7 protein-coding genes and 2 pseudogenes are annotated in these 11,391 nt (G+C 75.0%); 3 read left to right on the top strand and 6 right to left on the bottom strand.

The genetic code is table 11. The annotated features are described in order from the left end of the window. Window positions 1–523: 523 nt before the first annotated feature. The 3 genes from G443_RS07255 to lanKC all read right to left on the bottom strand — a co-directional run bounded on the left by G443_RS07255 (window position 524) and on the right by lanKC (window position 7,765). Window positions 524–2,557: a prolyl oligopeptidase family serine peptidase gene (locus tag G443_RS07255; protein ID WP_026420552.1), complete on the bottom strand. Its 2,034-nt coding sequence runs from the start codon at window positions 2,555–2,557 to the stop codon at window positions 524–526. Beyond that, window positions 2,554–3,945, bottom strand: coding sequence for an MFS transporter (locus G443_RS07250; RefSeq protein ID WP_081715732.1), 1,392 nt, complete (start codon window positions 3,943–3,945; stop codon window positions 2,554–2,556). The genes G443_RS07255 and G443_RS07250 overlap by 4 nt, the downstream gene beginning before the upstream one ends. A gap of 1,192 nt (window positions 3,946–5,137) precedes the next feature. Next, the gene (lanKC, locus tag G443_RS07245; protein ID WP_026420551.1) at window positions 5,138–7,765 is read right to left on the bottom strand and encodes a class III lanthionine synthetase LanKC; all 2,628 of its coding nucleotides are present in this window, start codon (window positions 7,763–7,765) and stop codon (window positions 5,138–5,140) included. On the opposite strand from lanKC, the pseudogene G443_RS25770 reads away from it, so the two are divergent. Next, a pseudogene (locus tag G443_RS25770) lies at window positions 7,764–8,234 on the top strand (hypothetical protein); the annotation flags it as partial. The gene lanKC and the pseudogene G443_RS25770 sit on opposite strands and share 2 nt — an antisense overlap. 273 nt (window positions 8,235–8,507) lie before the next feature. Here the strand turns inward: G443_RS25770 and G443_RS07240 are convergent. Further along, a complete protein-coding gene (locus G443_RS07240) occupies window positions 8,508–8,744 on the bottom strand; it encodes a hypothetical protein (protein ID WP_253860170.1) in 237 nt (78 codons plus the stop codon). A 341-nt stretch (window positions 8,745–9,085) separates the two neighbouring features. On the opposite strand from G443_RS07240, the gene G443_RS07235 reads away from it, so the two are divergent. Beyond that, the gene (locus G443_RS07235) at window positions 9,086–9,520 is read left to right on the top strand and encodes a CPBP family intramembrane glutamic endopeptidase (protein WP_253860169.1); all 435 of its coding nucleotides are present in this window, start codon (window positions 9,086–9,088) and stop codon (window positions 9,518–9,520) included. A 65-nt stretch (window positions 9,521–9,585) separates the two neighbouring features. Here the strand turns inward: G443_RS07235 and G443_RS07230 are convergent, their stop codons facing one another. Together G443_RS07230 and G443_RS25765 are read right to left on the bottom strand one after the other, a co-directional pair. Next, window positions 9,586–9,915: a hypothetical protein gene (locus G443_RS07230; protein ID WP_253860314.1), complete on the bottom strand. Its 330-nt coding sequence runs from the start codon at window positions 9,913–9,915 to the stop codon at window positions 9,586–9,588. Continuing rightward, window positions 9,899–10,888, bottom strand: a pseudogene (locus G443_RS25765) (MFS transporter); the annotation flags it as partial. The pseudogene G443_RS25765 and the gene G443_RS07230, both read right to left, overlap by 17 nt. 84 nt (window positions 10,889–10,972) lie before the next feature. Here G443_RS25765 and G443_RS07215 point away from each other — a divergent pair. Continuing rightward, entirely contained in the window at window positions 10,973–11,359 is a 387-nt protein-coding gene (locus G443_RS07215) for an ArsR/SmtB family transcription factor (RefSeq protein ID WP_016699121.1), read from the top strand. Window positions 11,360–11,391 lie beyond the last annotated feature (32 nt).

Below are 11,391 nucleotides of genomic sequence, written 5' to 3'. Positions count from 1 at the left end.
GGTCCCGGCCGGCCCGGTGCCCGGTCGGGCCCCGCCGGCCGGGGATGACCCGTCGGCCGGGGATGCTCCGGCGGTCGCGGCGTTCGACGTCGCCCCGGCCCGCCCTTCACCGCCGGGGGATTCCGGAGCCGTGGGGTGGTGGTGCCCGGCCGGGCCAGGCGGCCTCCGGCGCGGCGTGGGCCGCGGTCGTCCCGGGGTCATGGTCGGACGACCGCCCCGGTCGGGGCGACCGCCGCGCGGTGGGGCCGCGAGGGGACCTCGGCGGCCGCCGCCGGCGACGCACGTCGGCCCGCCCGCCGCCCGGGGACTCGGGACCGCCGATCCGCCGGCCCAGCGGGCCCGGACGGGCCCGGTGTCGGGCCGACACGGCCGCTCGGGGAATCCCCGGCCCGAGCCCCCGCCGCGCCGCCGGTGCTCCCACCCGGTCCCGCCCACGGTCCTCGCCCCCGTCTCGCCCGTCCTCGCCGGCCCGGGAGTGCCCGGTCCGGTTGGCGCGCGCCGTCGCGGACGCGTGCCGGCCCGGTCAGCCGTCGTCGTCGAACCTCAGCCCGGTGTGCCAGGCCAGGAACGCCAGCATCGCCGTGGCCAGGGCCTCCGACTCGCGCCCCCCGCCGACGTGCCCGGTGCCGGGGGTGACCCGCAGCAGCACGGGCCCGCCGCTCGTGCGGTGTTGCAGCGCGGCCACCATCTTCCGCGAGTGCGCCGGGTCCACCCGGGTGTCGTTCTCCCCGGTGGTGAACAGCATCGCCGGCAACCTGCCGCGCTGGGGACGCACGTTGTGGTACGGCGAGTAGCTGAGCAGGGTCGCCAACGCGGCGAGGTCCCTGACGTCCCCGTACTCCGCGCGCCACGCGCGGCCCAGCCCCCACCGTTCGTAGCGGACCATGTCCAGGGGGGCGCCGGCGCTGGACACCGCCGCGTAGGCCTTGGGCCGTTGCACGGTGGCCGCGGTGACCACCAGTCCGCCGTTGCTGCCGCCCAGCAGCGCCAGCTGCGGCCGCCGCGTCCACCGGCGGCGCACCAGGTGGTCGCCGGCCGCGTGCAGGTCGCGCACCGCGTTGGGTTTGTGCGGTCCGGCGCCGTCCAGGTGCCACTGGCGGCCGCGTTCCCCGCCGCCACGCACCCCGGCGATGGCCATCACCCCGCCGGCCAGCACCCAGGTGAGCGCGTCGGGTTGGAACCCGGGGCGGAAGGTGATCCCGAAGCCCCCGTAGCAGGTGAGCACGGTCGGCCGTGGCCGACGGCCGCCGCGCTGGCGCAGCGCCAGGATCGTCATCGGCACCTCGGTGCCGTCGTCGGAGGGGTAGCTGGTGCGCAGCACCTCCACCTCGTCGCGGCGGGTCACCGCCTCGGTCGGCGTCATGTCCCCGGTGCGGACGTCGACCCGCCACACCGACAACGGTGTCACCCAGTCGGTGTAGCTGACGGCGAGGACGAACGGGTGGTCGGTGGGGTTGACCGCCGACACGGTGCCCGGTCCGGGCAACCGCACGTCGGTCAACAGCCGGCCGTCGGTGGCATCGTGCACGGTCAGCGAGCTGTAGCCGTCGAGGGTGCGCGACGCCACCAGGCGTTCGGCGCCCTCGACACCGGCCAGGCTCACCGAGGTCAGCACGGACGGTGGCTGCTCGGGCAGCACGGTGCGCCAGGACCGCCAGGCGCCGTCCGCGTCGGGGTCGGCCGCGACGAGCCGGCCGAAACGCGCGCCCTCGGTGGTCACCGCGAACAGCCGTCCTCCGTGGTCGACCAGGACCCCGCCCACCGAGGTGCCGGTGAGCTCCAGCCCCCGGACCTCGCCGTCGGCGTGCCGGTCGGCGACCAGCAGGGTGGTGTCCCGGCTGGTGCCGTGCCGGCGGCACACCACCAGCCACCGGTCGTGCCACAGGGCCAGGTGGTAGCGGGTGACGGGCTCGTCGTCGCCGGTCACCAGCTGGTCGGTGATCCACGGGTGCCCGACCCGGTGCAGGTAGACCCCGCTGCCCGGGCGGTCCAGGTGTCGGCGGGCGTAGTAGTAGGACCGTTCGTCGGCCAGCCAGCACACCGAGGAGTAGCGGGTCAACGGCGAGGTCTCCACCACCCGCCGCGCCGCCACGTCGACCACGTTCAGCGGGGTGATGTCCTCGGCGCCGTCCACCGTGGTCTGCACGGCCAGGTAGCGGCCGGCGGGGGAGGGCTGCCAACGCCGCACCGTCACCCCGTCCCCGCCCAACTGGGCGGTGTCCACCACCGCCCGCCACGGCGCGTCCGGTTCGTCGGCGACCTGGAGGGTCCACCGCCGCAACGCGGAGGACCGCCCCACCCGGAACCGGCGGGCCCCGGCCGGTTTCACCGGGGACGCCGTCGGCCCGGTGACCAGGCCGCGCAGCAGCCGCCGGATACCGGACTGGCCGGGCAGGCCGTTGAGGTGGACCTCGGCGAGCGCCTGTTGGGCGGCGACCCAGTCGCGGGCCGCGGGGCACAGCGGGTCCTCCAACCACCGGTAGGGATCGTCGACCCGCAGGCCGTGCACCAGCTCGATCCGCTCGGTCCGGGGGCACTCGGGGTAGACCGGGCTCATCGTGTCCTCCCTCCCGTGAGGGTCCGTGGCGGTGGCTGCGCCGCGTCCGAGCGGGGCGCCTCGACGTCGGGCCCGACGCCGGGCGGGGCGGTGGTGTCCTCCCGGGAGGGTCCCGGGGTCGCCCGCGCGTGGTCGGCGTCCGCCGCGACCGGGTCGGTGGCGGAGCGGGCGGGGCGCCGGCCGGCCACCGCCAACAGCACCGCGACGGCCACCAGGTTCACCCCGACGCACGTCCAGATCCCGCCCCGGGTGCCCAGCGCCTCCCCCAACACCCCTCCCAGCAGCGCGCCAGCCGTGTTCGCCAGCGTCCCCACCGAGCCGAGCAGGGTGGTGATCCTGGCGAAGTAGGAGTCCCCCACGTCGTCGGCGATCACCGTCACCAGCGCGATGTTCGCGAGCCCCCCGAAGAACAGGGGGAGCGCGATGCTCAACGCCGACACCGTCACGACCCACCCCAGCGGGCCACCGGCCAGCGGCAGCACCGCGCCGGCGACCGCCGCGGCGGACAGTCCCACCAGCAGGAGCCGGCGCGGGGTGTGCCCCCGGGCGAGCAGCCGGGGGGCGAGCAGTGCGCCACCGGCGCCCAGGAGGGTGGCGAGCACGGTGGGCAGCGTGTACAGGGCGACCGGCAGCGCGACCGTGTCCAGCAGGAACACCGCCCGTTGGGTGGCGATGCCGCTGGCGGCGACCCCGCTGAGCACGAGGAACCCCGCGTAGCCGAGCAGCAGCCGGTTGCCCCGCAGCGCCCGCAGCCCGTCCGCCAGTTCCTCCGTCAACTTCTTCCTGGCCTGGCCGGACGGTGGTCGGTGGTCGGGGGAACGCAACCGGACCAGGCAGTAGGCGCTGAACAGGTAGGCGAGGGCGTCCCCGACGAACAGCACCGCCGCCCCGAGCCCGGCGGCCACCGGGCCGGCGAGGGAACCCGCCACGGAGCTGGCCAGCATCTCGGAGGACTGGAGGCGGCCCCGGGCCCGACCGACGTCCGACACCCCGAGCGAGTGCAGATGGGAGAAGTAGAGCCCGTTCACCGTCAGGTGGACCACGCCGAGCACCACGTTGAGCGCCACCAGCCAGCCGAGGTTCAGCGTCCCGGTCAGACCGGCGACCGCGCAGGCCCCCACCATCGCCGCCGCGCCCAGGTCGGCGACGATCAACGCCCTCCTGGGGCGCCGGACCCGGTCGAGCAGGACACCGCAGACCGGTCCGAACAGCAGCGCCGGCAGCATGCCGGCGGCCACCACCAGGGAGACGTCCCGAGGGCCGGCGCCGAGGCCGGTCACCGCGATCACCGAGATCGCGGTCGTGGTCAGGGTGCCGCCGAACACCGAGGCGAGTTGACCCACCAGGAACAACCGGAAGTCGCGGTCGGCGACGGTGCGGGCCGTCATCGCCGGCACCCCCGCGCGGTGCGGGGACAGCGCGGGCCGCTGCGCCGGGTGGAGCGGCATCCGGTCGTGGGGGGCGCGTCGCCGAACCGGGAGGCCGTGGGGCACGGGGAGGGCCGCCACCGGCGGTGACGCGGCGGGCTGGGGCGGACCGCTCGCCCGGCTGCCACATCGCGGGGGCCGGCCCCGGCGGGGACCCGGTGGTGGTCGCGGCCGCGAATGTCGGCGGCACGCCGCTGCGGGAGGTGGTCGCGGCGTGGCCGCGACGGGACGCCCGGACGGGACGTGGTCATGGCGGCTCCTGGGGTCGGGTCCGGCCGGGGATCAGCCGAAGAAGGCGTCGTCGCAGTAGGACACCGACAGCACGCTGATCGGGGCGTCGTCGTCGATGTCGTCGCCGAACTCCATGCCGGCCAGGGCGAGCGCTTCGCTCATGGCGGGAACTCCTCGCGGGAAGGGGAAGGACGGGAAGGGGAACGGGAGGGGTGGGCCGGGGGCGGGTGTTCGTGGCCGCCTCTCGGCGCTGGGCCCGGCACCCCGGGTCGGATCCGCCGCCAGGCACGGCGGCCCGGGCCGCCGTGCCCGACCGGCCAGCGGATCTCGCCTCCCGCGTCGCGGGCGGCTGGTTCGTGGGGGACCGGCGGACGTGGTCGTCCCCGGCGGGGCCGGGGCGCCGCCACCACGGGGCCATGCGGTGGCGGCGCTGCCCGGAACCGGTTCCGGTCAGGAGATCTCCTTGATGTCGCAGATGGCGAGGCTGGTGGTGCTGATGGGGGCGTCGTCCTCGACGTCGTTCTCGGCGTCGGGCTGGACCTGGAGACGGAGGGCGTCGTTCATGGTGGTTCTCCTTCGTGTGTGGTGTGTGTGGTGCGGCGTGGTGCTGGGGTTCGCGGGATCAGTGGTGGTGCGCTGCGCGTTCCCCGGTCTGGAGCCGGTTGCGGGTCCGGACGTGGTACCGGGTCGGACGCGGTTCCGGTTCGGGGTCAGGAGATCTGTTCCCCGATGTCGCAGATGGCGAGGCTGGTGGTGCTGATGGGGGCGTCGTCCTCGACGTCGTTCTCGGCGTCGGGCTGGACCTGGAGGCGCAGGGCGTCGTTCATGGTGGTTCTCCTTCTTCTTCCACCCCTCCCACCGGTCGTGGGAGGGAAGTCGGTGGTGGCGGGGCGGCGCGGAGTCCGACGGCCGACAGGGCCGGTCAGACCGGGGCCGGCGCCGTCCCGGTTCGGGTCGTGGCGGGCTGGCCGGTCCGTTCGGCCACCGGCAGGTCGAGGGTGAACAGGCGGTCGGGCGCCGGGTCGACCAGCTGGTGCAGGGCGAGCAGGACACCGGCCGCGCCGCTCCACAGCTCGGCGCTCAACCGGTTGCCGTGCAGGCCGGGCCACCGCACGCCCGTGGCGTGGGGGACGGCGTGGTGGAACAGGGCCCGCCCGGAGGCAACGGCGTCCTCGGTGGACGCCGGGGCCCCCAGCAGTCGTGCCGTCTCACCGAGCACGAAGCCCATCCCCGCCTGGCCGGTGAACAGCCCGCCGCCGATGGTGAACCGCACGCGCAGGCCCCGCACGCACCGGTCGAGCACGTCCGCCAGGTGCGGGTCCGGCCGCCAGGCGAGGTACCGGGCGAGCACGTGGACGTAGCCGGCGCTGCCCGCGTACAGGTAGGGCATGGTGCGCCGGTCCCTGGCCGAGACCCGGAACCCGAGCGCCCCGGTCTCCCACGGCTGGGCGTGGACGAGTTCGGCGCGGAGCAGGTCGAGCCCGCGTTCCAGGGGCGCGTCGTCCCCGGTCAGCCGACCCAGGTAGTACAGGGCCAACGCCACGCCGGGCCGGCCCTGGGCCAGTCCGGAGCGGTCGTCGCCGCCCAGCAGGGGCGTCAGGCCCTCGCCGGTGGGCAGCGTCTCCAGCAGGGCTCGGGCGCGGTCCAGGGCCGACTCCTCGCCCGTGCGGCAGTACAGGGACAGTTCGGCCAGTGCCAGGCCGGCGGATCCGCCGCCCAGGGTGGCCGAGCGGGTCACCAGCGGGTGCCGGCCGGCGTGGCGGAGGAGGCGTTCGGCGGCATCCCACTCGCCCTCCTGGGCGAGCACCCAGGCGATGCCGGCGCTGCCGAACAACAGGCCAGGGGGGATGTCGCGCCACCCGGCCAGCGACTCGTCGCGAAGTCGGGTGACCAGCGCCGGCGCCGGCGGGTGTCCGGCCATCCGCAGGGCGTGCAGGACGCCGGCGCTGCCGTAGGCCACGCACCGGGTGTTGCTCCGGTGCCCGTCGGGGATGGTCGGGAAGACCCGGCGCGGGTGGTCGGGTTCGGCGAGGGCGAGCAGTGCGCTGGCGGTGTGGTCCCGTAGCCAGCTCAGCCACTCGTGGGGCTCGGCGGCCACCGCCTCGGGGGAGGGCAGCGCCGGCCCCGGAGCGGGCACGCCCCGGAACCGGTCCGCCCGCGCCCAGAGGGTCGCCGGCAGCGGGGCGCGTTCCTCCAGCGCGGCCGTCACGTGGTCCACGGCCGAGGGGCTGCGTTCGGCGACCTGGATGGTCGGGACCAGCATCATCCGCGCGATCGCGGCCAACCCGTAGTCGTCGTAGCGCACCGGGTCGAGCGTGGCCCGGCCGTCGGGGCTCAGGGCTTCCGGCGGGACGAATCCGGGGGTGGCCAGGGGCTGGATGGTGGCGTCCCGGCGCTGCGTCGACTCGAAGTCGACCAGCCGGACGCGGTCCTCGTCGTCGACCAGCACGTTGCGCGGGCTGACGTCGACGAACACGTAGCCGAGTTCGTGGAGGCGGTCGAGCTGGTCGCGCAACTGGTCCAGGATCAACCCGCACCTGCGGTAGTAGTCGGTGAAGGCCTCGGCGGGCTGGTCGACGCGGATGGCGGGGTTGTTCGCCATCAGCCACCTGCTCAGGGGCCGGCCGGGGACCAGTTCGGTCGCCAGGTAGGCGTGCTCCCAGTGGTCGAACCGGTCCACGGGTTCCGGTGCCAGTCCGGGTGCCCTGGCGTGCAGGGCCCGCAGCACCAGGTACTCGGCGGTGAGCCGGGCGTGGGCGTCGACGTCGCGGCCGGAGTGGGCGACGTGGGACCGGGCCTCCTTGAGGAAGACCTGCCGGCCGGTGGCGTCGGTGGCCCGGTAGGCGCCGCCGGCGTTGCTGTGCTGGAGCACGGCGTCGAAGGTGTAGCCGTGGAAGGCGACCGGACCGTCGGACAGGTCGGGTTCGGCCTCGACGAAGGGGTCCGCGACGCCGGCGGGGAGGTGGAACTCGGGGCGGCGGTCGTCGGGGATCTCGTCCCCGTCGGCGGCGGCCATCACCGGGGTGCGGGTGCCGTCGGCCTCCAGCCGGTAACGGGAGCGGAAGGCGCCGTAGCGGTAGGAGACGCACCGGGAGGAGCCGAACCTGCGGTCGGTGAGCACGTAGGGGCCGGGCACCCCGGCGAGGTCGTGTTCCAGGCGACGCAGGACCTCGTGGGCCTGGCGGGGGTCGGCCGGGTAGAGGGCGCAGAACTTGCCGCTCTGCGGCCGGGAGGCGTGCTTGCCGTGCAGGAGCAGGAAGTAGGTGCGGCCGGCCAGGTGTTTGAAGGGGATACCCAGGTCCACGCAGGCGGCAGCGACGACGTCCAGGACGGCCGGGGCGTTGCCCGGGGTGCTGGAGACGTGCACCTTCCAACCGTGGTCGGGCGGGGGCGGCGCCTGCGGCGGACTCCAGTGGGTCCACACGTCCTGGTCGGCACGGTCCCAGCCGGGGGGCATCCGGGTGGGCGTGTAGCGGGTGCCGGGCGGGGCCTCGGCAAGCGGCTCGTAGAAATCGTCGTTCGCGAACGTGAATGACAGATCCGCTGGCATGTCGCCCTCCTCCCTTCGCGTCGTGGTGGTCCGTCACCTCGCCGGTTCGCGTTCCGGCCCGTCGCGGCGGTCCCGTCCTCTTCCGGTGGGGCCGTCTCCGCTCTCGGTGACAGGGACAAGCTTCGCGCGCCGAACGACACGGGAACAGGGCGTCGACGGTCAGCAACCGGACCTGGGCGCTGTCAGGAAGGTGACCCGGCCCGGCGTGCTCCCCGGCCCGGGGGACGTCGGGCCGCCGGCCGAGGGCGAGGCGGGGACCGGTGGCCGTGGGCGGGCGACGTGCCTTGACCCACGCCCTGAACAGGTGAACAATAAACTGGTGGCGCATTCAAAAAACGGGACGAGCGAACAGGGCAGGTCGTTCATCGAACGGGCCCGCCGCGAACAGATCGTGCGCGCCGCCGTCGACACCATCAGCGAGGTCGGGTACGGCCGCGCCTCCTACGCGCGCATCGCCCGCCGGGCCTCGATCAGCCCCTCGCTGATCTCCTACCACTTCGCCGACCGCGCGGACCTCATGCGCGAGGCGGCCAGCAGCGTCGTGGACGACCTGCGGCGCGGCCTCCGCGACGCCACGCCCAACCCTGCCTCCTACCCCGAGGCCCTGGTCGCACTGATCACCCACAACGTCCACTACGCCGCCGGCCACCTCCGCGACCTCACCGCGCTCGCCGAGCTGCGGGCCGCCGGCATGGCACCCGCCGACGCCGGGCCCGACCAGGGCCGCGCCGACCTCGAGCGGCTACTGGCCGACGGCCAGGCCGCCGGCGAGTACGGGGCCTTCACCCCGACGCTGATGGCCGCCACCCTGCTCGCCGCGCTCGAAGCCGTCCCCGCCGTCCTCGCCCGCGAACCCGACATCGACCCGGCCCACTACGCCACCGAACTCGCCGAGACCTTCCGTCGCGCGACCGCGCCCGCCCCGGCGGCCACCGAACCGAGGACCCCCGTTGACCACCGTGACCGCCGCCCTGCTCACCTGGGCACTGCACCTGCTCGTCGTGGCCCTGCTCTGCGGCCCCGGCGTCTGGCTCACCCTCCGGCGGGCGGCCGTCGTCCCCGCCGGTGCCCCGCCCCGGTGGCCGACCGCCCCGAGGACCACCGGGACCCCGCGAGCCCGGCACGGCTCCTGCTGGCGGTCGCCGGCGCGCACGGCGCGGTGCTCGTCCTCACGACACTGCCCCGCGTCGGCCCCTTCGAGTCCCTCGACCGCAACTGGCAGGGCCAACTGCTGGCCCTGGCCTTCGCCGCCGGTCTCCTCCTGGCCTGGCCCCGCCTCACCCCGGAGGGGGTGGGCCTGACCCGGCCCAAACCCGGGTCGTGGACCCTGGTCGCGGGGGCGCGCTCGGCGCCCTGGTGGTGCAGTACGCCGTCGGCGGGATGGGTCCGTCCGCGGAACCCACCGCCGAGGCCTTCGTCAACAGCGCCGTCATGCCCGGCCTGTGGGAGGAGTTCCTCTTCCGGGGGATCCTGTTCTCCCTGGTGCTCCAGGCGTTGCCCGCCCGCCGCCGGATCGCCGGCATCAGCGCCACCTGGGCCATGCTCATCACCAGCCTGCTGTTCGCCCTCGGGCACGGCCTCGTCGTGGACCCGGTCGACGGCCTCACCGTCCAACTCGGATACGTGCTCAGCACCCTGGTCGCCGGGATCTTCTTCGTCTGGGTGCGGGAGCGGACCGGCAGCCTCCTGCCGGCGATCGTGCTGCACAACCTCATCAACCTCGCCGGCCTGCTCGTCGTGGGCCTTCAGGGCTAGGGCGCCGGGGGCGTGCCGTGCACGCGGAGCTGGGACCGCACGGCGTCCTCCAGCGCCCGGGTCCCTCACCGCCCGGTGGGGGAGCCGGCCGCGTCCTCGCCCGACCGCCCGGGGGCGCCGAGACGCGTGCCACCGTTCCGCCGCATCGGCGCCGGCGGAACGGCCGACGGTCGTTCCGCCGGCCACACCACCACGGCGGTCACCGCTCCGGCGACCGCGAGCGCGGCGAGCAGCACCCACCCCGTGGTGAACCCGGCGGCGGTGACCACCCAGCCCGCCACCGGGTAGCTCAGCAGCCAACAGGCGTGCGACAGCGAGAACTGCGCCGCGAACAGCGCCGGCCGGTCCCCGGGCCCCGACGACCGCCGCAACACCCGCCCCACCGGCGTCAACACCAGCCCAGCCCCGCGCCGAGCACCGCCCACACCCCAGGGCCACCGGCCACCGCCAGGCACCGGAGTCCACCAGCGACAAACCGACAGCCCCGACCACACCCGCGCACAGCGTCCCCGCGCCCGCCAGCATCACCCCGCGCTCCGCGACCCGCTCCAACACCCGGGGCAGCGCCAACGCCACCAGGATCGTCCCCACCCCGTTGGCGGCCAGGAGAACCGCCACCTCCGTCTCCGACCGGCCCAACTCGTCCCGCGCGTAGTTGACCGTGTTCACCATGACCACCGCGCCCGCCCCGGCCACCGCCAGATCCAGGCCCAACACCCCCCGCAGTCGGGGCGTCGCCAGGAAGATCCGCGTCCCCGCCCCCAGCCGCTCGACGAACCGCACCCGACCACTCGGCCGCGCCCGGGGAACCCGCGCCGAGACCACCAGGGCCGCCGAGGCCAGGAACCCGGCGGCGGTGCCCGCGAACAACCACGGGAAGTCCACGACGGTCAACACGAGCGCGGCCACCACCGGGCTCAGCAGCGTCTCCAGGCTCGACGCCAGCTGCGAGGCCGACAAGGCCCGCGTGTAGTCGCCCTCGTCGGGCAGGATGTCCGGCAACGCCGACTGGAACGTCGGCGTGAACGCCGCCGACGCCGACTGCAACACCGCGATCAGCACGTACACGTGCCAGACCTCGGTGACGAACGGCAACGCCACCACCACCGCCGCCCGCACCAGGTCCAGCCCCACCAGCATCGCGCGCCGAGGAACCCGGTCGGCGTAGGCGCCGGCGAGCGAGGACACCGTCACATAGGCGACCATCTTGATCGCCAGCGCCGTGCCCAGGACGGCGCCGGCGCGCGGGCCCGCGAGGTCGTAGGCCAACAGGGCCAGCGCCACCGTGGCCAGCCCCGTCCCGAGCAGCGCGGTCACCTGCGCGCCGAACAGGTGGCGGTAGTCCCGGTTCGCGAACAACGACGACATCCCCATCACGGCCTCCCGACATCCATCACCAACACTAGAACATATGAACAGTTCTTCAAGTATGTGGTGCTCTAGGATCTCGTCATGGGCCACCGCCGACCCGACCACCCCCCGCCCGCCCGGCTCACCCCCGAGGACGCGGCGACGGTGGCCACCACCCTCCAGGCGCTGGCCACCCCGAGCCGGCTGCTCATCCTCACCCGGCTGCGGGAGAGCCCCTGCCCGGTGGCCGAACTCGCCGAGGCCGTCGGCATGGAGACCTCGGCGGTCTCCCACCAACTCCGGCTACTGCGCAACCTCGGGCTCGTCACCGGCACCCGCCACGGCCGCAGCATCGTCTACAGCCTCTACGACAGCCACGTCGCCATGCTCCTCGACGAGGCCGTCTACCACATCGAACACCTCCGGCTCGGCCTGCGGCAGGACCCCGTCACCGGCGAACACCACCAGAACCCCGATCCCACCTCCTGACCCGCCGCACCCAGCGAGCCAGGGCACCCCCG

The sequence above is a fragment of the Actinoalloteichus caeruleus DSM 43889 genome (assembly GCF_000429185.2).
GTDB classification, from domain to species: Bacteria; Actinomycetota; Actinomycetes; order Mycobacteriales; family Pseudonocardiaceae; genus Actinoalloteichus_B; species Actinoalloteichus_B caeruleus.
Note: the sequence above shows the minus strand (reverse complement) of the source record. Positions and strands in the feature narration are given on the sequence as shown.

What these genes read in the sequence shown, in the direction of transcription:
- G443_RS07215 (WP_016699121.1), top strand. Translation starts at nt 10,973, where the DNA reads ATGGGCCACCGCCGACCCGACCACCCCCCGCCCGCCCGGCTCACCCCC.
- lanKC (WP_026420551.1), bottom strand. Translation starts at nt 7,765, where the DNA reads ATGCCAGCGGATCTGTCATTCACGTTCGCGAACGACGATTTCTACGAG.
- G443_RS07255 (WP_026420552.1), bottom strand. Translation starts at nt 2,557, where the DNA reads ATGAGCCCGGTCTACCCCGAGTGCCCCCGGACCGAGCGGATCGAGCTG.
- G443_RS07250 (WP_081715732.1), bottom strand. Translation starts at nt 3,945, where the DNA reads ATGACGGCCCGCACCGTCGCCGACCGCGACTTCCGGTTGTTCCTGGTG.